This is a genomic window from Halostella pelagica, assembly GCF_004762015.1.
Classification (GTDB): domain Archaea; phylum Halobacteriota; class Halobacteria; order Halobacteriales; family Natronoarchaeaceae; genus Halostella; species Halostella pelagica.
The window spans coordinates 53,927-75,834 of sequence record NZ_SJES01000005.1 but is presented as its reverse complement, the minus strand read 5'-3'; the positions used below and the strand labels follow the sequence as shown (position 1 = coordinate 75,834).

General features: G+C 66.4%; 22 protein-coding genes and 1 tRNA gene. 12 read left to right on the top strand and 11 right to left on the bottom strand.

Annotation, left to right across the window (positions count from 1 at the left end; genetic code table 11):
- Positions 1-7: 7 nt before the first annotated feature.
- Entirely contained in the window at positions 8-847 is an 840-nt protein-coding gene (locus tag EYW42_RS12850) for a PspA/IM30 family protein (RefSeq protein ID WP_135535696.1), read from the top strand.
- An 85-nt stretch (positions 848-932) separates the two neighbouring features.
- On the opposite strand, the gene EYW42_RS12845 is transcribed toward EYW42_RS12850, so the two are convergent.
- Positions 933-1,955, bottom strand: a complete 1,023-nt coding sequence (locus EYW42_RS12845) for a hypothetical protein (RefSeq protein WP_237561327.1) — start codon at positions 1,953-1,955, stop codon at positions 933-935.
- 107 nt (positions 1,956-2,062) lie between these two features.
- On the opposite strand from EYW42_RS12845, the gene EYW42_RS19500 reads away from it, so the two are divergent.
- From EYW42_RS19500 to EYW42_RS12820, 6 genes are all read left to right on the top strand, one after another.
- Positions 2,063-2,239, top strand: a complete 177-nt coding sequence (locus EYW42_RS19500; protein ID WP_161972947.1) for a hypothetical protein — start codon at positions 2,063-2,065, stop codon at positions 2,237-2,239.
- 146 nt (positions 2,240-2,385) lie between these two features.
- Positions 2,386-4,230, top strand: a complete 1,845-nt coding sequence (locus EYW42_RS12840; protein ID WP_135535695.1) for a threonyl-tRNA synthetase editing domain-containing protein — start codon at positions 2,386-2,388, stop codon at positions 4,228-4,230.
- A gap of 199 nt (positions 4,231-4,429) precedes the next feature.
- Positions 4,430-4,500 (top strand) — tRNA-Gly (locus tag EYW42_RS12835).
- Between the two features lie 231 nt (positions 4,501-4,731).
- A complete protein-coding gene (locus EYW42_RS12830) occupies positions 4,732-5,823 on the top strand; it encodes an aminopeptidase (RefSeq protein WP_135535694.1) in 1,092 nt (363 codons plus the stop codon).
- Positions 5,824-5,971: 148 nt separating this feature from the next.
- The gene (locus EYW42_RS12825) at positions 5,972-6,628 is read left to right on the top strand and encodes a helix-turn-helix domain-containing protein (protein ID WP_161972946.1); all 657 of its coding nucleotides are present in this window, start codon (positions 5,972-5,974) and stop codon (positions 6,626-6,628) included.
- 62 nt (positions 6,629-6,690) lie between these two features.
- Positions 6,691-7,002, top strand: a complete 312-nt coding sequence (locus tag EYW42_RS12820) for a HalOD1 output domain-containing protein (protein ID WP_135535692.1) — start codon at positions 6,691-6,693, stop codon at positions 7,000-7,002.
- Positions 7,003-7,017: 15 nt separating this feature from the next.
- Here the strand turns inward: EYW42_RS12820 and EYW42_RS12815 are convergent, their stop codons facing one another.
- The 4 genes from EYW42_RS12815 to EYW42_RS12800 all read right to left on the bottom strand — a co-directional run bounded on the left by EYW42_RS12815 (position 7,018) and on the right by EYW42_RS12800 (position 10,762).
- Positions 7,018-8,058 carry a dipeptide epimerase gene (locus tag EYW42_RS12815; RefSeq protein ID WP_135535691.1) on the bottom strand — a complete coding sequence of 347 codons (1,041 nt, stop codon included), beginning with the start codon at positions 8,056-8,058 and terminating at the stop codon, positions 7,018-7,020.
- Complete coding sequence (locus EYW42_RS12810) at positions 8,055-9,068, bottom strand: DUF1611 domain-containing protein (protein ID WP_135535690.1); 1,014 nt, start codon at positions 9,066-9,068, stop codon at positions 8,055-8,057. The genes EYW42_RS12815 and EYW42_RS12810 overlap by 4 nt, the downstream gene beginning before the upstream one ends.
- Positions 9,069-9,371: 303 nt before the next feature.
- The gene (locus tag EYW42_RS12805) at positions 9,372-10,262 is read right to left on the bottom strand and encodes a Vms1/Ankzf1 family peptidyl-tRNA hydrolase (protein WP_135535689.1); all 891 of its coding nucleotides are present in this window, start codon (positions 10,260-10,262) and stop codon (positions 9,372-9,374) included.
- Between the two features lie 143 nt (positions 10,263-10,405).
- Positions 10,406-10,762, bottom strand: a complete 357-nt coding sequence (locus tag EYW42_RS12800) for a DUF5802 family protein (RefSeq protein WP_135535688.1) — start codon at positions 10,760-10,762, stop codon at positions 10,406-10,408.
- 359 nt (positions 10,763-11,121) lie between these two features.
- Here EYW42_RS12800 and EYW42_RS12795 point away from each other — a divergent pair, with 359 nt between their 5' ends.
- Both EYW42_RS12795 and EYW42_RS12790 read left to right on the top strand, forming a co-directional pair.
- Positions 11,122-12,267 (top strand): hypothetical protein, encoded by a 1,146-nt coding sequence (locus EYW42_RS12795; RefSeq protein WP_135535687.1) that lies wholly within the window; start codon positions 11,122-11,124, stop codon positions 12,265-12,267.
- Positions 12,268-12,308: 41 nt separating this feature from the next.
- On the top strand, positions 12,309-12,989 hold the full coding sequence (locus tag EYW42_RS12790) for an ArsR family transcriptional regulator (RefSeq protein ID WP_135535686.1): 681 nt from the start codon (positions 12,309-12,311) through the stop codon (positions 12,987-12,989).
- Here the strand turns inward: EYW42_RS12790 and EYW42_RS12785 are convergent.
- Complete coding sequence (locus EYW42_RS12785; protein ID WP_135535685.1) at positions 12,986-13,459, bottom strand: DUF456 domain-containing protein; 474 nt, start codon at positions 13,457-13,459, stop codon at positions 12,986-12,988. The genes EYW42_RS12790 and EYW42_RS12785 overlap by 4 nt on opposite strands.
- A 65-nt stretch (positions 13,460-13,524) precedes the next feature.
- Complete coding sequence (locus EYW42_RS12780) at positions 13,525-14,052, bottom strand: hypothetical protein (RefSeq protein ID WP_135535684.1); 528 nt, start codon at positions 14,050-14,052, stop codon at positions 13,525-13,527.
- Between the two features lie 140 nt (positions 14,053-14,192).
- Here EYW42_RS12780 and gatD point away from each other — a divergent pair, with 140 nt between their 5' ends.
- A complete protein-coding gene (gatD, locus tag EYW42_RS12775; protein WP_135535683.1) occupies positions 14,193-15,434 on the top strand; it encodes a Glu-tRNA(Gln) amidotransferase subunit GatD in 1,242 nt (413 codons plus the stop codon).
- Complete coding sequence (locus tag EYW42_RS12770) at positions 15,425-16,405, top strand: GNAT family N-acetyltransferase (protein WP_135535682.1); 981 nt, start codon at positions 15,425-15,427, stop codon at positions 16,403-16,405. The genes gatD and EYW42_RS12770 overlap by 10 nt, the downstream gene beginning before the upstream one ends.
- A 55-nt stretch (positions 16,406-16,460) precedes the next feature.
- Here the strand turns inward: EYW42_RS12770 and EYW42_RS12765 are convergent, their stop codons facing one another.
- The 3 genes from EYW42_RS12765 to EYW42_RS12755 are packed head-to-tail and all read right to left on the bottom strand — an operon-like array spanning position 16,461 to position 19,140.
- Positions 16,461-16,736: a ubiquitin-like small modifier protein 1 gene (locus tag EYW42_RS12765; RefSeq protein ID WP_135535681.1), complete on the bottom strand. Its 276-nt coding sequence runs from the start codon at positions 16,734-16,736 to the stop codon at positions 16,461-16,463.
- Positions 16,737-16,756: 20 nt separating this feature from the next.
- On the bottom strand, positions 16,757-17,905 hold the full coding sequence (locus EYW42_RS12760) for a potassium transporter TrkA (protein ID WP_135535680.1): 1,149 nt from the start codon (positions 17,903-17,905) through the stop codon (positions 16,757-16,759).
- Positions 17,902-19,140: a potassium channel family protein gene (locus tag EYW42_RS12755; protein ID WP_135535679.1), complete on the bottom strand. Its 1,239-nt coding sequence runs from the start codon at positions 19,138-19,140 to the stop codon at positions 17,902-17,904. The genes EYW42_RS12760 and EYW42_RS12755 overlap by 4 nt, the downstream gene beginning before the upstream one ends.
- A gap of 135 nt (positions 19,141-19,275) precedes the next feature.
- On the opposite strand from EYW42_RS12755, the gene EYW42_RS12750 reads away from it, so the two are divergent.
- Positions 19,276-20,427: an NAD-binding protein gene (locus tag EYW42_RS12750; RefSeq protein ID WP_135535678.1), complete on the top strand. Its 1,152-nt coding sequence runs from the start codon at positions 19,276-19,278 to the stop codon at positions 20,425-20,427.
- A 36-nt stretch (positions 20,428-20,463) separates the two neighbouring features.
- Here EYW42_RS12750 and EYW42_RS12745 read toward each other — a convergent pair whose 3' ends face one another.
- The gene (locus tag EYW42_RS12745; RefSeq protein WP_135535677.1) at positions 20,464-21,852 is read right to left on the bottom strand and encodes a universal stress protein; all 1,389 of its coding nucleotides are present in this window, start codon (positions 21,850-21,852) and stop codon (positions 20,464-20,466) included.
- Between the last annotated feature and the right edge of the window lie 56 nt (positions 21,853-21,908).

Below are 21,908 nucleotides of genomic sequence, written 5' to 3'. Positions count from 1 at the left end.
TAACGGTATGGGAATACTCTCGCGGGCCTCCTACGTTATCCGGTCGAAGATGAATTCGCTATTGAACCGGGCTGAGGACCCCACGGAGACGCTTGACTATTCCTACGAGCAGATGCGTGACGAACTCCAGGACGTAAAACGTGGGATCGCCGATCTCACGACGCAGAAAAAACGTCTGGAGATGCAGAAAAACCGGCTCGAGGAGAACGTCGAGAAGCACAACGAACAGGCGCGGCAGGCTGTCAGCCAGGACCGGGACGACCTCGCGCGGCGCGCGCTGGAGAAAAAGAAGGCGAAGATGACCCAGATAGAGGAACTGGAGGCACAGATAGCGGACCTCCAGAACACGCAGGACAACCTCGTCGACAAAAAGGAGTCGCTCCAGCAGCGCATCGAGGAGTTCCGTACCAAGAAAGAGACGATGAAGGCGCGCTACGAGGCCGCGGAGGCCAGCGCACGCGTCTCCGAAGCGATGACCGGTGCCGGCAACGAGATGGAGGACGTCGGCCGCTCCATCGAACGCGCCGAAGAGCGCACAGACGAGATGGAGGCGCGGGCCGCAGCGATGGACGAACTCCAGGACGAGGGCGTGTTCGAAGACGCGCTCTCCGACAAGGACCAACTGGACCGTGAACTCGAAGAGGTCCGCACCGGCGGCGAGGTCGACGCCGAACTGGACACGTTGAAAGCCGAAATGGGCAAGGAAACGTCGCCTGACACCGAAGCGGAACCCGAGGGCGAGGAAGACGTCGAGTTCGAGACCGACACGGGCGAGGAGGTAGACGTAAATGTCGACGAGAGCGAAGTTGAAGAGGAGCTAGAGGACATCAAGAGCGAGGAAAGCTGATAGGGACTGTTGTAACCGTGTGCCGATAGTCGCAGACACCGGTCGGCGAACTACCGAACTGACGTACAACAGTCGCTATGACGGGTCAGTCGCCGTTTCCGCCGGACCGTTCGCTCTCGCGGAGGATGAACGGGCCGATAGCGAGCGTCCGCTTCGCGATAGTGGCGATCCGCAGGATGTAGGCGACCAGGACGAGGAACGGGACGACGGCGGCCGTGACGCCCAGACAGACGAGCAACAGGACGTTATCTACTCCTAACGTCGCCCCGGGGAACGACGAAGCGTCCAGAAACAGGAGCGAGACGATGGAGACGCCGAGCGCCGGGATCGACGTGTAGATCATCGCCCGCGAGAGATCGACTAACTCCCAGCGGAAGTAAAGCGTCTTGAAGTGTTCTCGGGCGGGGCCGAAGAACGTCAACACACGGATGAGGTCGTCGAACGCCTGACGCTGTTCGTCCGAGAGATCGTCCATGTGATCGTGGCGGATCTGCCGTACCCGGAATATTTTCCAACTGTAATTGTAGTTCAGCGCCGCCTCAAGTACGTCGTAGGTGCCGAACTCGACACCGTCTAACTGATCGGTGACAGTGCGGGCGTGGTCTACGAGGTTGTCGGTGTACTCCTCGACTGCATTGCGTAGCTCCGGGTCATCCGAACTGAGGGTCCGTTCTCGCAGCGTCTCGGCCCGGTCGGCCGACGTCGCGACGAGGGCACTGAGAAACGCCGCCGGATCCGGCGGGCTGACATCGCCGAACAGGTCATCCGTGTCCGCACGGAACTCCATCGAACTCGACATCCGCGAGCGCTGAGTCCCGAGCGGACCGAGTTCCGCGGAAAGGACGAGCTGGTTGATCGTGACCACCAGCGTCACGCCGGTGATTATCGAAGTAATGAGCGCCTGAAAGACCGTGTCGGTCGGGTCGGTCCCTCGCATCGTCGCCCGCAGCGGCGTGGCGTCGAGCGTGCCGAGAACCACTAGCACGGCGAACAGTACTGCCGCCATCGCGACGACCAACACTCCCCGGTTCGCGTCGAGCAGGATCCACAGGCGCACCCGGCTATCGCTCCCGCGGCCCCGCATCGTATCCGCCGGTTCGTCTGCCACGGACCGGGGTACGACGAGCAGACAGATATACGTTGAACGAGCGCCGGACAGCGTCGGACCGGACGGAGTGCCCGGGGATTATTCCCGTTCCCGTGGACGCTCACGGTATGAGCGAGCAGCGCTACGAGTACAGAGTCGAAGACGTGTCGATCTATCCCAGTGAGATAGACAGCCGCCGGTTCGAGGAACTGCTCAACGAGAAGGCGACCGACGGCTGGAAACTCGACGAGACGGTCACACTGGGGGAGTCGACGGTGTTGTTCGTCTTCCGCCGCGGAGCGTAGTTCGATGAGCACCGTTATCGTCACGGCGGTCACGTTCGTCCAGACTGTCCCAGACCGCACTCTCGAAGGAACTCGATGACGGCCGGTGACCGCCGCCCTCGCCCGGACGACGGCACCCTTTTGCCGCCCGCTCGGAATGTGGAGCTATGCGCGTGCTGTTCGTCCACTCGGACCGAATCGCGTTCGAGGCTACCGCGAAAGCGGACGAAGCGGCTGAAGAGGCAAAGGAGACGGGACCGAACGGCGACGCGAAACGCGGTACCGTACCGGCTTCGGGGGAACTGGAGGACTGTGTGACGGCGTTCGTCGCCGTCGAACCGCTCGACGGAAGCGACGTGGACGCCGCGGTCGCGGCGGCGAAGAGGGAACTCGGGGATCTCGCGGACAGTCTCAACACGGATCGCATCGCGCTGTACCCGTGTCCGCTCCTGAGCGACGACCGCGCCGACACGACGACCACAGCGACTGTTCTCGGTCGGGTCGAGGCGGCCCTCGACGGCGAGTACGACGTGTTGCGCGCTCCGGTCGGGTGGCACGCGTCGTTCGAGGTGTCCTGCAAAGGGCACCCGCTGTCGACTGGTGTCCGGACAGTCGACCCGGATCGCGGCGCGGACCGGGAGCGGTCGGCGAGCGAGTGGTGCCTGATCACGCCGGACGGGGAGCGACGCGACCCGACAGCGACGAACGCCGATCTCGGCGCGGCGCTTCGGCGCGTCGTCGCCGCCGAGGTGACGGGCGAACGGCCGAACGCCGGCCCCGCCGCCGACGAGGGGCAGTCCGACGCCGAAACGCTGTCCCAGGCGGGACTCGCCGCGGATTCGGGGCCGGGCGCTGGGCGGACCTGGTTGCCGCGAGGGGCGTTCGTCCGGGACCGTCTGACCGCGTACGCGGACGACCTCGTGCGGGAGTTCGGCGGCCTCCCCGTCGAAACTCCCCGGGCCTACGACCTCGACGCGGAGGCGGTACGCGCTCACGCGGCGGCGTTCGGCGGTCGCGGCGGCCGGGTCGATTCCGGGAAGCGTCACCTGTTCCTGCGGCCGGCACACTGTCTCGGTCACTGCTCGCTCCTCGCGACGGCGGATCTCGATGCGTCGGACCTGCCGGTCCGGCTCTACGAGTCGGGCGACGCCTGGAACGCGCCGGGTTCGAGGGACCACCACCGCAGTGTCGACGTCGTGCCCGAGATGCACACCGCCGTCGCGGACACGGGGGAGGCACGCGAGGCGTTCCGCCGGCAGGCGGCCCTCGTTCGGGAAGCGAACGCCGCACTGGAGACGGCGGCGGTGTCGGTTCTCCGAGTGACCGAGGAGTTCCACGCGGGTCACGAGGAGTGGGTCGAGACGCTGGCCGCGGACGGTGACGGCCCGACGCTCGTCGAGGTGGTACCGGACCGGCCGGGGTGCTGGTCCGCGAGGCTCGATCTCGTCGCGACGGACGCCGGCGGTCGGTCCATCGAAACCGGGACCGTCCGACTCGACAGGGAGACGGCGGCGAGGTTCGGCGTCGAGTTCTCCGATGGCTCTCGGACGCGGACGCCGACGCTGCTTCACTGTTCGCCGACGGGCCCGCTTGACGATGCCCTCCGGGCGGTGCTGTCCGGCCCGGAACGCGAGGGGTCGGAACTGCCGACCTGGCTCGCTCCCACGCAGGTCCGGTTGATCCCCGTCGATGGCGACCACCTCGGAACCTGCGACGATGCCGTCGACAGACTGACCGACGCCGGGGTTCGGGCCGACGTGGACGACCGCGACGCTCCGGTCGGCGACCGCCTCGCCCGGGCGGACGACGAGCGAGTACCACACGTCGCCGTCGTCGGCGACCGAGAGCGGAATGGGGAGACGTTACAGGTCACTAACCGCGCGACGGGGAGAGAGCGTACGACGGATGTCGACGAACTCGCGAGGACCGTCCGCGAGGCGACCGCCGCGCATCCGGCGCGGGAGCGATACGGACCGCGCCGCGTCAGCGAAACGCTCGCGTTCGGGGAGTAACATCGTCGAGATGGGACGCGATCCACCGGAACGTCTCTCGTAGCCAGTGAAACAGTTCACGCAGTGATCGCCCGACAGCAGGCGGTCGAATGTGCGATGACTGTCACTGGCTGCCATATTTCGAGCGTTCGATTCCCGGGTGCTGCTCGGTCGAGTTGGCTACATTTATAAGCCCCCGACACATGATTCCGTATACAGGGCGCTGGTAGTGTAGTGGTATCACGTGACCTTGCCATGGTCACAACCGGGGTTCAAATCCCCGCCAGCGCATTTTCGCTGCGAACTACTCCGCTGAGCACCGCGTAGCGTGGGTTCTCACCCTCGTGAGCAGTAAACTCGCCGAGGGATTTGAACTAGACCAGACGCAGTCACGACCGGAGAGGGGAACGTCCGGGGTGGTTTGAATCCCCGCTAACGCGCTCATCTCGACATCACCGTCTCCGCTTCACTTTCACCGCGCATGGATCAGGTGTTTACGATGGCCGCGAGTCAGTCACGTACATGGACGACCGTATTCGGAGACACGCGGAGATCCTCGTAGACCACTGTACGGACATTGAGGCCGGCGACAACGTTCTCGTCCGGGCACCGGCGGAGGCAGACGACCTCGTCGTGGCGCTCTACGAGCAACTCGGCGATCGCGGCGCGCGGCCGGTGACATCGTGGAGCAACAGCCGCGCCGGTTCCGCGTACGCACGAGAAATGGACGTAGAAGACTTCGAGACCAAGGACCACCGACTCGCGGCGATGGAGGAGACGGACGTGGTGATCATGGTGACGGGCTCGGCGAACTCGGCGGAGTCGAGCGACATCGACCCGGAGAAGTCGGCCGCCGCGGGCCGAGCGCGACAGCCCATCCTCCAAGAGCGTCTCGACAAGCGGTGGGTCATTACGCAGTATCCGACGGCCGCCGACGCGCAGAAAGCCGAGATGAGCACCGCCGCGTGGACCGACTTCGTCTACGAGGCCGTCAACAGGGACTGGGAGGCCCAGCGCGAGTTTCAGGACCAGATGGTAGCGGTCCTCGACCCCGCGGAGGAGGTGCGGATCGTAAGCGGTGACGGGACGGATCTCCGGATGAGCGTCGACGGGATGCGGGCGAGCAACGATTACGCGAAGCGAAACCTCCCGGGCGGCGAGGCGTTTACCTCTCCGGTTCCGGATTCGGTCGAGGGCGAGGTGAGGTTCGATATGCCGCTGATCCGTAACGGTCGAGAGATACGGGACGCCCACCTTACCTTCGAAGGCGGTGAAGTTGTGTCTCATTCCGCGGATCAGAACGAGGCCGTGCTGGCGAGCGTCCTCGAAACCGACGACGGCGCGCGTCGGGTTGGCGAACTCGGGATCGGGATGAACCGCGGCATCGACGAGTTTACCTACAACATGCTGTTCGACGAGAAGATGGGCGACACCGTCCACATCGCGCTTGGGAACGCATTGGAGGAGTGCGTTCCCGACGACCGCGAGTTTAACGAGAGCGCGATGCATGTGGACATGCTCGTCGACATGAGCGAGAACTCCCGGATCGAGGTCGACGGTGAAGTCGTCCAGCGAAACGGAACGTTCCGGTTCGAAGAGGGGTTCAAGGGTTGAGATAGCGGCTTCTGGTCCAGCGTTTGCGAGCGAGACAAAAGCTGATACTGGCACGTTCCGGTTCGAGGACGGGATGGGAAGAACACCGAACCACGCCCGAACGGTAACAGCCGCCAGTGTATTTCTCGCTGCGCGTAGTTTCGCCACTATGAGCAGCATCGCGGAGTTGGCTATCCCTCCGGAGGAGTTCATCCTGGCGCACACGCTCGCCGCGGTGCCGGACGCGACAGTTGAGATCGAACGCGTCGCGGCAGCGACCGAGAACCGCGTGACCCCCTACTTCTGGGTACACAGCGACGACCTCGACGCCTTCGACGCCGCCCTCCGCGAGGACGATACCGCGCGGAACCCTGAACAGTTGGAGTCAGACGGGAGCGACCGACTCTACCGGGTCGACTGGCACGCAGAGGACCACGGGATAGTCGAGGTACTCGCTCGGTCCGAGGCGACCGTGCTGAAAGCCGTGGCGAACGACACGTGGCAGGTCCGGATACTGTTCCCGGACGAGGACAGCCTCTCGACGTTTCACGACGGGTGCCGGACCGCTGGGCTGTCGTTCACCGTCGAACGCCTCTACCACCCCGACGACCTCGGAGACACCCACGAACACGGGGTAACGGAGGAGCAGCGAACCGCTCTGGTGGCCGCCTACCGGGCCGGCTACTTTGCCGTACCCCGGAACGCGACACTCGCCGAAGTAGCGGACGACCTAGACATCTCCTCGAACGCGCTGTCGTCGCGGTTGCGACGAGGGAACGCGAACCTCATCGAACGTGTTCTCGTCGACGATCCGCGGTCGACTTAAAAAGGTCGTGAATACTCACAGGCAGTCACTACCTGCACTCCGTGGATAGATACGGTGGCACGATGTCCGACGGACCATACGAAAACGGTGACGCGAGCGACGCCTCACTTCGGCTAAACGAGAGCACTGAGACGCTACATACACGCGACCCCGCGGACTACGAGTCGATGGCCACCGCCGTCGTCTCCGCCGTGAAGACGGCCGTCGGCTGTGAGATGACGGATCTGCCCCCGCTGTACGACACCGTCGAACCGGAAGCGCTCGACCGGCTCGCGGCGGCCGGGACAGTCCGCGTCCGATTTCAGTTCGCCGGATGTGAGGTCGAACTGTCGGAGGACGAGGTTCGCGTCCGCGGACCGTCGGAGAAGTCGTAGGTCTTGGGAGAGAGTTCAGGTCCGTCGGGCACCGGTCCCCGGCCGTTCGAGCGCCGACAGATCTATCCTACCGTCGGGCATCGACACCCCGTCGTACGGATCGCGGTCGAGCAAGAGCGACCCATCGAGGTCCGCGTAGTCGAGTAGCGGCGCGAGGTGAGCACCCGCAGCGATGGACGCGTTACTCTCGATCATACAGCCGAGCATCACCTCCAGCCCGTGGGCGCGAGCCGTGTGTATCATCCGTCGCGCTTCGCGCAGTCCGCCGCATTTCATGAGTTTGATCGTGACGATGTCGGTCCGGTCGGCGACCCGCGGCACGTCGTCGAGCGTCACGCAGGACTCGTCGGCGGCGATCGGCAGCGACGACCGCTCGTAGACGAAGCGCAGTCCCTCAGTGTTCTCCGCGGGAACGGGCTGCTCGACGAACTCCACACCGTACTCGGCCAGGAGTTCCGTCTTTCGGACCGCCTCGCGGGGCGTCCACGCCTCGTTCGCGTCGACCCGTATCCGGGCCTCGGGCGCCGCCGACCGGACGGCGTCGATGACGGCCTCGTCCCGGTCGGTGCCGAGTTTGACCTTCAGGACGCCGTATCCGCGGTCGACCGCGTCCGCGGTCTTCTCGCGCATTCGGTCGACCTCGTCCAGACCGATAGTGAACGACGTTTCGACCGTCCTCTCGGGGTCGAGCCCCCAGTAGCGGTAGAGCGGTTGGTCGGCGCGCTTCGCCGCGAGGTCGTGGAGTGCGATGCTCACCGCACACCGGGCCGCGGGATTGTCGCGGACCGCCTCGCGCATTCGGCGTTCGATCCGCTCTCGCTGGGTCGGGTCCCCGACGTCCTCCACGACGGCCAGCAGGTCCGGAAGGACGGCCGCGACGGTGTCGGCCGTCTCGCCGTAATGTGTCGAGGGTGCCGCACCGCCGACGCCGACCGCGCCCGCGTCGTCCTCGATTCGGACGACCACGTTCTCGGAGGTGGTCTGAGTGCCCCGAGCGATGGTAAACGGGGTTTCGAGCGGCAGCTCCAGTCGCTCGAACGACGCGGAGAGGGTCACAGTACCGCCTCCAGCAGGTCGTCGCGGTCGAACCGCACCAGATCCGTCGCCGGAAGCCCGAGTGCGGTCGAGAACTCGTCGATTGCGGCGCGGGCGGCGTCGTCGCTTTCGACGTCCATCGTGTTCACCGCGCCGGCGACCACTTCGGACTCGTGAACGGGCGCAGCCAGTTCTTCGTAGAGGTCGACGTACGACTGAAACGGCGGCAGGGGGAACGACTCGTAGCCGTGGATCGCGTCGCGGCCGGCGCGGTGACACAGCACCATGCGGTCGGGCATCGACCCGTGGAGTATCCCGCAAGTGACTGCCGAATACGCGGGGTGAACGATGCTCCCCTGGCCTTCGACGAAGAGGTAGTCGTGTTCGTCCCCTTTCTCGACTATCATCTCCTCGACGGCACCGGCCGTGAAGTCGCTTACCACGCGGTCTATCGGATTCCCCCATCCCTCGATCATGATACCGGTCTGGCCCGTCGGGATCACCGCGGCGTCGTGGCCCGCCTCCCGCGCGGCCTCGACCAGTTCCATCGTCGCCGTCATCTTCCCCACCGAGCAGTCGGTACCGACGGTGAGGACGATCTCCGCGTCCACGTCGGCGGCGACACCGTCGGCGACGGTCAGGTCGTCCGGCGGCTTGCGGACGTCCCGGAGGTCGCACCCGTTCTCCGCGGCGAGCCGTGCGAACTCCTCGTCCTCCGAGAGGAAGTAGTGGAGGCCGGAGATGACGTCGCACCCGCGCTCTAGCGCCGCCCGGACGTCGGGCCGCCAGGATGCCTCGAACTCGCCGCCTATCGGCGCGATACCGATGAGAAGGGCATCTACCTCGCCGACGTCGTCCATCGACGCGACGATCGGAGCGTCCTGTACGTCCCCCACGTGGTCGCTCACGCGCTGACCGGCCCGGTCCCGGTCTATCACCGCTCGAACGTCGTCGTCACCGTACCGCAGGACGCCCAGCCCCGTCTTGGCGCGGTCGGGAAACCGCTCGTGTGCAAGAATGGCGATTCGCATAGGGGAACATTGCTCGGGGGGGAATTTATACTGACCGCTGGCGCCAACGAACGTGCTCGGCGGGACGGCGGACCGGTCCCGACAGTACGTCGTCCCTAGAGTTCTCGTCGGCGACAGACAGCGCTCTCCCTGCTCTAACCCCTGGCGGATAAACGGATAGCGTTCGCAAACCGCTCTTTGGGGCTCTCGTACGAGTCATTGGCCGTATTACTTCGGGGATGGATAGACTTGGCCACTATCTCGGAGTCGGTACGGCGTCCGGCACGAACAGCGAAAACGCCGCCCGTCGCCGCTGCTCAGCGTTCAAACCCGGTACAGCGTTGTCGTCCAGAAGTCGTAGAACGCTTCGTCCAGCGCGTCCTCGGGGTCGCCCGTCGCGTCGACGGCGGCGGTCGCCGTCGCGTCGACGTCCACGTCGTCGAACACGGTGTGTTCGCCGACGAGGATCAGTCGGTCAGACTCGCGGTCGGCGATAGCCTCCCGGCACCGCTCGACGTGGTCCGCTATCTGCCCGTCGCGCACGCGCTCGAACCGCCCCTGCGAGAAGCCCCCTTTCGAGTGTTTCGCCTTCACGTCGCTCTCGAACGTCGTCGTCGCGACGCGTTCGCGGCCCTCGTACTCGCCGAGTGCGAACAGGTCGGCCCGGACAACTGCGAGCGCGAACGATCCGGTCGGCAGAAACCATCGCCGGTCGACCCGAAACCCGTCGTCCCAGGTGACGAAGGGGTCTGGTGCGACCGGCGGGACGAGCGCGGCCTCGACGAGGCCGGCGTCGTCAGCGACGACGAGACAGGGTCTCGCCCGGTCGAGCAGCGCTGCGCGGTCGCCGAACGCGTCGCGGACAGCCTCCGGTACTCCGTCGTCGACCATCGCGGTCAGCGCTCCTTCGGGGCCGGTCTCGACGCTCTCTAGCCTGTCGATCACGGCGGCCAGACGGTCGCCACGAAGATCGCTGACGCCGCGAAAGTCGAGCGACCCACCGTCGTCGTCGCCCGCGCGGTCGACCCGGTCTTCGAGTTCCGCGATCCGGTCTTCGAGGCGATTGACGCGCTCTTCGGCGTTCTGACGGGCGGTCACGGCGTCAGCCTTGCGGTCGGACTCCGCTTCGAGTCGCCGTTCGAGATGCGTCTTTTCCTCCTCTAACTCGTTGATGCGGTCTTTCAGTTCCGCCCGGCCCAGCAACTCGTCGAGCATCAAGAGTGTGGCCGCGGCGCGGCCACTTTTAGGTTCCGCCCCTCGTCCGCGTTCACCGCCGCTCGCCACGCGGCCTCATACTGTCGGCTGTAATCCCTGACCCCTGGAGTCCGATTCTCTGTCCGAAGTGACAGCCGACAGTATCAGGTCCCGGCGGGCGGATCAGTGCTCCCGGAGAGGCGGAGTAGTTGCGATGCGCGGTCGGCCTTCGCGAGCAGCACCTCGCGGAGCGACGGCGGGTTTCGAACACCGTCGTCGAGGAGGTCCTCGGGCACGGCGAGCGTGTCGGACGGGACGCCTTCCTCGCCGTGTACCGGGAAGTGTCGGTTGTCGAGTTTCATCACGAGCGGTGTGTCGAGGCGCTCGACGCCCTCGCCAGTCGCGTACAGTTGCTCGTTGACGTGTTCGTGCTGTGCCCGCTGCATGAGCGCACGGTCCCCGTCGACCGGCTCGACGTAGAGCCGTCCGAAGTAGTAGCCGCTGGAGAACTCCTCGAACATGCTATGCTATTACATATCATACCTCGCCGGAGATAAGCCTTCGCCACAGCGTTTATGCGGACGTGCAATCAGTCACGTCGTCGCGTTTGAGTTCGCAGTCGCGCAGTTCGAAGGCAGTTGGTGACCGGACGTGCCAGCGAGCAGCCCCGCGTTTCCGACGCTATCCGGATCCGGTCACCCGTCGGACCCGGCAACACCCGAATCCGTCCGACCAATAGACACGTGTCGTCCGAAACGTCGAATACGGCTTTAGAAGCGTTTTTGAACGCTAAATAGCTGTCCTGAATAGTCTTTACCGGCCATTGAACGGATCAAACGAAAGTTCGGGTTTTTAACCTGTGACCTATAGTTTCGTAGTAATGAACGAGTTCCGTTCGTCGGCGGTCGCTCTCCTCTGTGTCGCCGGACTGCTCGCACTCGCAGGGCCAGTAGCCGGGGCCGCAGTGAATACGGCGGCCGCCGGCCCCGGGGCGGCAGTTGCGGATAACGCGACAAACAGTTCGATGGGCGCGGAGATATCCGCGTTCATGCAGTCGAGCGCGTCAGATACCGACGGTGCGGTCGAGGACGGGATGTTCGATGCCGCGTACGAGAACGGAACGGCCGACGAACGGGAACTGCTGGTCCGAAACCGAACCGACGACCTCCAGGCCGAAATGGCCGACCTCCGGGAGCGCAAACAGCGCCTGCAGGAAAACAGAGAGAACATGAGCCGGGTCGAATATCAGGCGCAATTGAGCCGTATCGTCAGTGACATTCAGTCGCTCGAACAGGCGGCGAACCGGACCGAACCGTTGGCAGAGGAGACCGGAGTAAACGCGACAGCCCTCGAAGAGATCCGGACGAACGCTTCGAACCTCAGCGGCGAGGAGGTTTCCGCGCTGGCCGGACAGTTAGCTGTCGTCCCCGACCACGTCGAGAGAGGACCGCCAGAGGACCGCGGCGCGGACAGCGGAAACGACACTGCGGATTCGTCGGATGACCGGAGCGAGAGAAACGGAAGCGACAGCGCGGGTCCGCCGGAGGACCGCGGCGCGGACAATGAGAACGGGAGTGCAGGTCCGCCGGCTGACCGCGGCGCGGACGGCGGAAACGGCAGTGCGGATCCACCGGGTGACCGTAACGGGGGTACTGGAAACGACAGCGCGGGTCCGCCGGAGGACCGCGGCAACGGTCAAGACTCGTCCGACGACACGAACGCCGACGACGAAGACAGCGATGACGCGAGCGCTGAGGACGGGACCGACGACGACAGCAAGGCCGACGAGGAAACTGACAACCCCGGAGAGGCCGACGATTCCAGAAACGACGAGGGAAACGATACGGCCGGCAATGCAGGGGAAAACGACAGTGACGAAAGCGATAACTCCGGCAATGCAGGGAAAAACGACAACGGCGGAGCCGATAAGGGAAACGACAATTCCGGAAACGAAGGCGAAAACGACAATAACGGAAACGCCGGTGAAAGCGACAACGCCGGAAACGGCGGCCGACTGGCGGTGTGAGCAGTCATCCTTTTGAACGCTCGTCGCCAACGTTTCACTGAATGGATTCTGCCGCACTGCTCGACCTGCTCGGAAACGAAAACCGCAGGCGTATCCTTCGATTGCTGTCGCGCAAGCCCTGCTACGTGACCGAGATAAGCGAGTATCTCGCCGTCAGTCCCAAGGCGGTCATCGAACACTTGCGGAAACTGGAGGAGGCGGGCCTTGTCGAGAGCCACACCGACGACCAGCGGCGGAAGTACTTTCACATCGCCCGGAACCTCCGTCTCGAGGTGAACGTCTCGCCGTACGGGTTCGGAACGAAAAGCGCCTACCCCGCGAGCAAGAGCCTCGATATCACCACCTGCCGGTATCTCTCTATTGACGCGCGATCGGAGTCGGCGAGCGACGATGCGGACGACGGCGACGATGTCGATGACCCGGAAGACCTCGCGGCGGAGCTATCGCGCCTCGAAGACCTGGAGAACGAACTCTCGCTGGCCCAGCGGTGGGTGCAGGGCCGGATGACCGACCTTCTGGACCGCATCGCTGAGGTCACCGACGACGACGTGAACAGTCGACTTTCGGCGGATATCCTGCGCTGTCTCGGCAACGGACCGCTGACTGTCACCGAAATCGGCGAGGAGGTCGACGCGCCGCCGGAACTCGTCGAGGAGACGCTCGCGGCGATGGCCGAGAGCGGCCTGGTGCGACGGACGAACGACGAGTGGACGCTGGCTTAGATGTCGCGAGTCAGGCCGTCGCGGAGGTCGCGGCCGAAATAGAGGCCCACCACCGCCGCCAGGCCGCCGACGACGGCACTGACGGCGACGAGCGGGAGACCGACCCCCGCGATGGTCAGAACCGCGTTCCGGAGCAGGGACGCCAGGCCGCCGACTACGACGCCCGCCAGGCCGACCTCTCCGTACCGCCGCTCGCCGCTCGCCAGGCCGAACGCGAAGGCGACCAGAAGCATCCCGGCCGGCCTGCCGAACAGGGGTATCGCCGTTCCGCCGCCGACGAGACCGACGGTAAGCAGTATCGCGGAGAGGAGAAACGCCTGCGGCGAGAACCACTGTTCTAGCCCCCCTTCTTCCTCGTCCGAACCAGTCGCCCCCGTACGGAGTCCGTCGGATTCGAAGGTGTCGCCGAGCGATTCGTCGACGCTGACTTCCTCGCTCGACCGGGATATCTGGTCCGTGCGTTCGCTCATGGGATTACGTTGTGTCCCGACCGGCAAGGAATTTTCCCTCGGGCCGGATCGGAAAACGAACGCCGCTACACCGGCAAGAGAACGTACAGGGCGGGGACGAGCGCCGAGACGGCCGCGGCGTAGACGAGCGCTGAGACTGACCAGTCTCGACGGATCCCCCCCTCTCGCCGGTCGTACTCGCTCAGCAGGTCCGGACCGACCTGCGGTAACGCCAGGGTGACGAACAGAACCCAGATAGCGGCGGCGGCGAGAAACGCCACCGCGAGTCGGGAGACCGCCACCCAACCGAGGAAGAGAACGTGCGTCGTTCGGACGCCGTCGATGGCGACCAGAACCAGTTCGATCCCGACCGCAGCTGCGATCCCGCCGAGGTACTGGACGGTATGGGTCGCGGCGGGGACGGCGTTCCGGGGGACGCCCGGCCAGAGAGCAATGAGGGTCACCCGCGGCGGAACCTCCCCCTCAGGGAGCACGCTCATCAACATGTTCGCGATCGCGGCCGCGCCGAACCCGGCCAACACCGCGACTGCGATGCGGACTGACACCGGCCGGAACTCGGCTCCCGTCGCGTGAGCGACCGCGTCGAAGCTCATGTCCGGTAGAAAGCGCCGCCCGGGGCTTAAACGCTCCGAGAACGCAATCGATCACTCGGCCGAGATCAGTCCCCCGCTCCCAACCGAGTCGCCGACCAGAACGCAACGCTTGAAGTGCCGCGGAACGAACCACAGGCAAGATGAACGCAGGCGACCGCGTCCGCGTCGAACGCGCGGACCAGACCCACGAGGGCGTGTTGCTCCCGTCCACGACGGCGGACCACCTCGTCGTCAAACTCGACGGCGGATACAACGTCGGCGTCGACCGCGAGGGCGCGGAAGTTGAGGTTCTCGAATCCGACGTGTACGACATCGAGGACGAGGACGCGGCGGAGTCCTCCGGCGTCGAATTCGACGAGGACCTGCCTACGATCTCGCTTATCAGCACCGGCGGCACCATCGCGTCGACAGTCGACTACCGTACCGGGGCCGTGACGGCGCAGTTCGACGCCGAGGACGTTCTCCGGGCGGTGCCGGACCTGGCCGGCATGGCGAACTACCGCGGCCGGGTCGTCGCCAACATCCTCTCGGAGAACATGACGCCGGACGTGTGGCGGGAACTCGCCGAGGCAGTCCACGAGGAGATAGAGGCGGGCGCGGACGGCGTCGTGGTCATGCACGGGACCGACACGATGCAGTTCACCGCGTCGGCGCTCTCGTTCATGCTCGACACACCCGTTCCGGTCGTCTTCACGGGCAGTCAGCGCTCGGCGGACCGGCCGTCCAGCGACAACGTGATGAACGCCGTCTGTGCCGTCGAGGCCGCGAAAGGCGACGCCGCGGAGGTGATGGTCTGCATGCACGAGAGCGAGAGCGACGACGCCTGCGCGCTCCACCGCGGCACTCGCGTCCGGAAGAACCACACCTCGCGCCGCGACGCCTTCGAGACTGTCGGCGCGAAACCGCTGGGCCGCGTCGACTACGAGTCCCGAGAGGTGTCGTTCCGGCGCGAGTACCGCGAACGCGGGTCGGCCGACCTCTCGCTCGCACCGGACCTCGACCCCGACGTCGAACACCTCAAGTTCACGCCCGGAATGGACCCCGCGTACCTCGACGTCGCCGAGGGGAAGTCCGGCCTCGTGATCGAGGGGACCGGCCTCGGCCACGTCCACACTGACCTCGTCCCGCGGATCGAGAAACTGGTCGACGGTGGGACGACGGTCGTCATGACCAGCCAGTGTCTCGAAGGGCGGGTGTGCGACCGCGTGTACGACACCGGGCGCGACCTGCTGGAGGCGGGCGTCGTCGAGGCCGGTGACACCTTGCCGGGTACCGCGAAGGTGAAACTGATGTGGGCGCTCGCGAACACGTCCGACCCGGAGACGACGATGCGAGAACCGCTCGAAGGCGAACTCACGGAGCGCTCGGTTCCATGGGAGTGAACGACGCGAACGCGTCGTCGGAGGGAATCCGTCTCCGCCCGGCGACCGCCGAGGACTACGACGACGTGGTTTCGTTCACCCGGGACACCTGGAGCGACCGCGACGGGAGCGATTACATCCCCGACATCTACCACGACTGGATCGAGGGACCAGACGGCGGCGACCGACAGCGCACGTTCGTCGCCGAAGTCGACGGCACCGTCGTCGGCATCGCCCAGGCCGTCCGCCTGTCGGACCACGAGATCTGGTGTCAGGGCATGCGGATCGCACCCGACCACCGGGGCGAGGGGATCGCCGATGCCGTCACCTGGGAACTGTTCGACTGGGGCCGCGAGGGGGGAGCCGTCGTCGCGCGTAACATGGTGTTCTCGTGGAACGTCGCTGGCCTCGGCCACTCCCGCGCCGCCGGGTTCTCGCCCGCGACGGAGTTTCGGTGGGCGCTCCCCGAACCGGACGGGAACGCGGACCCCGAGGCGACTGCTACCGGCGACTCAGATGTTTCCGTAACGGCCAGCCCCGACGCCGCCTGGTCGTACTGGGCCGACAGCGACGCCCGCGAACACCTGCGAGGACTGGTACTCTCGCCCGAGGAAACGTGGGCGACGCAGGAACTCACCCGCGAGGTTCTCCGGCGCGCCGCGGAAGAGAATGCGGTGTTCGCCGTCCAGAACGACGGAACTCGAGCGATGGCCTTCCGCGTCCGCGACTACGAACGGGAGAACGAGCAGGGCGAAACCGAACGCTGGGCCGAATACGGCGTCGGTGCGTGGGACGACGTTCCCGCCGCTCGCGCGCTGTTCGCCGCGATACGGCGCGACGCGGGGGAACTCGGCGTCGACCGGACGCGCGTCCTGATCCCCGAAACCGCCCGGTACGTCAGCGACGTCGCCGCGACCCGGACCGCGGTGTCTGACGACCCGGACTTCGTGATGGCCGCGGACCTGACCGCGGACTACGGTAGCGGTGACTGACCGCTGACGACGGTGGCAGCACTGGACGCGGCGATGCTCCGAGCGATCTCCGTCGTTACCCGCCGCTGACCGGGGGGAACAGCGCGAGTTCGTCGCCCGCTTCCAGTTCCTCGTTGAGGCCGTCGCCCTCGACCAGCACGTTAGTGCCGTTCCGGAGCACGTTGATGTGGTCGCGCAGGTCGCCGTCGTCGGCGAGCACGCGCTCTTCTAACGCCGGGTTCTCCGCGAGAAGCGCGTCGAGCGCCTCGCCCACGGTGTCGGCGTCGTCTTCGACGGGGACGTGTTTCCCCCCGGCACGCTCCGCGAGATCGGCGAAGAGCTTCCACTCCATACCCGTGGTTGACCGGCGCGTTAGGAAGTAATTTCCGCATCCGGCGATCCGGCGGCGGCCTCGAACCGGCGGAGGTCTCCCGGGTGTGCGACCGTGTACACCGCGTCACCGGCGGCGAGGAGCCGGGTGCGATCGGGGACGACGACGACCTCGCCGGTAGCCGGTTTCACCGCGACGATGCTGACGGAGAGCGCCCCGATCGGCTGTCCCACGAGAGCACTCTCCTCGCGCACCGACACCACGCCCATCGTCTCGTCCGCGGCCCGCAACAGCGACGCGAACTCGCGGCCCTCCGACGTCGACGCCGGGAGCGTGACGAGCCGGTAGGCCTCGTCCGCGTCGAACTTCGTCGCCTCAGCTTCGCCGACGGCGAGCGTCGCGACGTCGCCGACGGCGGCCCGGAGTTCGGCGGTCGCCACGCGAGCGGGCGCCTCGCCGTCGCGATACACCTGCACGGCGTCCCCGGGCGAGGCGCTGAATGCGGGATCGGCGCGGACGGCGACGGCGGCAGTTCCCGGCGTGAGCGTCGGCCCGAGCCCGGCGGCGCGACTGCCGAGCGCGAGGTAGTTGACTGTGCCGTCGGCGGTGACGGCCAGGTCGACGTGACCGACGCCGTAGTCGTCGGTCAGGCGGGTTCGGATGCGGTCCTGCAGCTCCGTGACCGTCAGCCGCCTGGGGAACAGGAACGTCGATCCGGCGATGTCGGTTTTCGTCTCGTCGGGAACCGGGTCGTACCCGTCGATGTCCGCTACGTCCTCCGGAAGTTCGACGCGGACGACGCGGCCGGCGGTCCTGACGAGTTGGCTCACCTCTGCGTCTATGTTCCGCGCCCCGGAGACCGACAGCGAGTCCGTCGCCAGTCGGTCGCCACCTCGCCTGCCGAGGTCGGACGCGACGCCGCCGGCGACGAACGCCGCGATGGTGAACACGGCCACCTCCGGGTCGAGCAGGTCAGACCGGCCGACTATCGCCTCCTGGAGCGCGGCGTCGGTGTTGAGCCACCCCCCGACGACCGAGAGGCCGAGCAGTACGGCCAGGCCCTCGGGGACCTGTTGGTGGCCGTACCAGCGGTAGGCGAACGCCGTCGTCGCGGCTACGCTACCGGCTAGCACCGAGAACACGAGAATGCGAGTGCCCGCCGAAACCAGCGTCTCGACCGGCGGGATCATCGAGGGGTCCCTCCCAACCGGTCCAGCGCTTCGCTCGTCCCGACGGCATACAGTTCGTCGCCCGCGGCGAGCGACACCGTCGCGTCGGGCGAGAACTGCCACCGTTCGGACGCGTCGGCCGCCTGGTCCGTCCCGCGTTTGACGGCCAGCACGGCGACGCCGTCCGTTTCCCGGACGTCGGCTTCGCCGAGCGTTCGTCCCACGAGATCGCTGTCCGAAGCGACCGTCAGCCGACGGATACGCGCACCGGCCCCGCGGAGTAGGGAAACGAGTTCGTACTCGCCGCGGACGCCCCGGGCGAGGACGACGACATCTCCCCGGGACGCCCGGAGCAAGGTCGAAGCCGCCTCTCTACGGACCGCGACTGTCACCCTGCCCTCGCCGCCGGTGGTCGTCGGGGCGACGGGACGCGCCGCGACCGCGGCCGCTTCGGCACCGCCGTCCGTCGTGACCGTCGGCTCCGGCGACTCGGCGTCCGGGGTCGACCTCGCGCTGAGTACCGTCCCCTCGACGGCACCGTTCTCGGTGACGACTCGAACGCGGTCACCGCGAGCGATACCCGTCGGGACGAGCGCGCTCACCGAGACGGCGCGGTGGCCGGCGGGGACCCGGGCCGAGAGGCCGCCCGACGGCGGTGCGGCGCTGATCGTCGCTCGACCCCGACTGTTAATCGAGACGACGGCGTCGGCCAGGTCGTGTTCGGACTGGAGGCGCTCCGTCAGCCGACGCTCCAGTTCCGCAAGCGGAACGTCCGCGGGGAACTGCCAGGACCCCTCGCGGATCGCCGCGCGAACGTCCGCCTGAAGCGGGGGGTTCCCCTCCATGTCGTCGATCTGCCCGGTCGGAGTGATCGTCACCTGTCCGATCCCGCCGACGAACTCGACCACGTCCGTCGAGAGCGTGTTGGGCCGGAACGACCGCAGCGAGAACCGCTTCGGGAGTGTCGTGCCGAGTTTGTCACCCTGGCTGTGGGCGTACAGCGACAGCATCATCACGACGGTGACGGCGACGAGTAACCGCGGCGACTGCTTTATCGTCGGGTCAATGAGACCGAGAAGCCCCCCGTTGACGCCCGCCACCGCGACGGCGAGGACGACGACCCCGAGGCCGGGGAGCGTAACCCCGGTGAAGTACTTGAAGACGAAGCCGAGGCCGCCGGAGACGAGAGCGGGGAAGATCCCGGTGAGCAACCCCAGATAGATGCCGAGAAGAACCTCGACCGGCAACGTTGGCATGAGACGTGCATGGGAAGCGACTATTAAATCGGTGTCGACTGGCTCCCGGCATACCGGAGGCCGTCACTGGGGCCGGAGGCGGGTACTAACACGGATACCGACGGCATTTATGCGCGGCCGGCGTGAGTAATGGGTATGGTCGAAGGTAGGGGCCGTCTCGGAGTGCGGATGACGGTGTTGCTGGTGATGGCGGTGGCCGTTCTCTCGGTCGTCACCGGTGTCGCCAACATCACGTCGACGACGGTGTTCGGCCCTATCGGCGAGTACGTTCCGCCGTCCGTCCAGCGACTCGCCGGATTCACCGGCGCGCTCACTGGGTTTCTCATGCTTGCGAGCGCGCTCGGTCTGCGGCGGGGACTGCGCGCTGCCTGGTACTCCACCGTCGTCTTGCTCCCCGTGACTGCCGGCCAGGGACTCGTCCAGTCGAGCGAACTGTCGTTTCCGCTGGTCATTCTCTCGATAGCAGCGCTACCGGTCGTTGTCGTCAACTACCGCCGGTTCGACAGGGGGCTAACGCTGTCGACCTCGCAGCTCGCGGCGGGTATCGCGCTCGCCAGCGTGATGGTGTACGGGACGACCGGAACGTACGCGCTCCGCGAGGATTTCAACGGCGTCTCGACGGCGCTCGACGCGTTCTACTACACCATCGTCACCGCGAGCACCGTGGGGTACGGCGACGTGACTGCGGCCTCACAGACCGCGAAGCTGTTTTCGATATCCGTCGTCACGCTCGGAACGGCGACGTTCGCAATCGCGCTCGGCGCGTTGCTCGGCCCCGCCATCGAAGCCCGGCTTACAAGCGCACTCGGAAAGATGACAGAATCACAGCTAGAACTCCTCGAAGGCCACGTTCTCGTCCTGGGGTACGGCGAACTGACGGAACCGCTTCTCAACGAACTCGACGCGAGCGACACGGATTTCGTCGTTATCGCCCCGCGGTCGGAGCGCCTGGAAGCGCTCCGCGAACGCGGCTTCCTCGTCGTCACGGGGGACCCGAGCGACGAGGAGACGCTCGAACGCACGCGGCTGTCGGACGCCCGCGCCGTCGTCGCCGCGACGAACAACGACGCCGAGGACGCGCTGAGCGTGCTGACAGCCCGACAGCTTCATCCCGACGTGCGGATCGTCGCCGCGGCCACGGACGACGAGAACGTCGAGAAACTCCGCCGTGCGGGTGCCGACAGCGTGATCAGCCCGGCGGCCATCGGGAGCCACCTGCTCGCTCAGTCGGCGCTCGGCCAGGACGACACGGAAGCCATCGCGAGCCAGTTACTCGACGAGCACTGACCGCGCGATTACGGCGTCCACCCGCGAACCGGCGAGTCAGGCCAGATGAACGACCGCGACGGCGGCGTCCACGTCGTCGATCCGTTCGAACGTCGGCGGGGAGACGAACCGGGAGGCGGTCGAGCGGTCGGTGCTGGCCCCGATTATCGTCAGGTCGTACCGCGGCGCGTTCGCCGCGAGAAACGACTCTATGCTGGCGCTTGCGACCCGCGTCTCGAACGGCCCGTCGAACGCCTCGACGACGTTCGCGAGCATCGCCTCCGCGGCGCGTCGCTCGCGTTCGTCGTCGATGCAGGTCGCGACTGCGACCGTTCCGGACGGCCCCGCGAGCCGTCGAGCGAACTCGACTTTCACGTGGGCCGCCCCGCCGGCTTTTCGAACGGGGACGAGAACCCGGCGCCAGCGTCGCTGGTCGGCGTCCACGCGAGCGGCTATCACGTCGATGTCACCGCCGAACAGCGATCTGACGTACCCCGAGAGGTGACCGTACTCCTTCTCGTACGGCGAGACGATGAGGTCGCAGTTCGCTTCCCGAGCAGTCCGGAGCGTCGCCGACGCTCGGGCCTCCGTTGCGGCGACAACCACCTCGCAGGGGACGCCGACCGTCGTCCGGACGTTCGCCGCGTGGGATTCGAGGCGGTGCGCCAGTTCGTTGCCCTCGTCCTCTGTTGGCGTTTGACCCTCGCCGCCGTCGGTCGTCCGGTCGGCGAACCCCAGCAGGACCACTTTCCCGGCCTCGTGTGCGGCGGCGAGTTCCGCGCCGAGACGGGCCGTCGCTGCGGCGGAGTCGCCGTGCATCGGAACGAGAACGTGGTCGTCACCGCGGGTCGAGCGGTAGAGGTAGCGGGCGCGGTTCTCGTAGAATTCGTGCCGCCAGACGACGAACACCAGAGCGACGAGCGCCGACGAGGTTGCGACGCTGACAACGTACGCGAACGGCGAGGCGTCGATGAGCAAGACGAGGAGGCCGCAGGCGTACGCCGACGGTTCCTCGACGTCGAGCAGCCACGTGACGAGACCGGTGAGGAAGATAGCCAGCGCCGCGGCCGGCGCGCTGACCCGGAACTGACCGGCAGGTTCCGACAGAACGAGCCTAGCGAGTTCGAGCGCCACCCACCCGCTCGCCGCGCCGGTCGTCAGGCCGACGACGAACCGACCGGGAGACGCGTACTCCCCTTCCGGGTCTGAAAACAGCGTGTACGTTCCCGACGCCAGCGGCGGAAAGAGGAGAAAGGAGAGTTGCTGAACGGCGTTCGAGACGGCCGTCACCAGCGCGATGAGCAGAGGAACGACGAAGATCGCAGTGACGTGAACGAAGTTTTCAGTGTGTTCTATCCAGCGTCTGAACTCCCGTATCTCCCTACGCTCGACCCGACGTAGCCGTCGTTTAGCGGCGCGAAGCCGGGACCAGAGCGCGTCTCGCATGCCGGCAACTGTGACGGCCCCCGGGTAAAGGCGTTCCGTCAGAGACACGTCCTCGG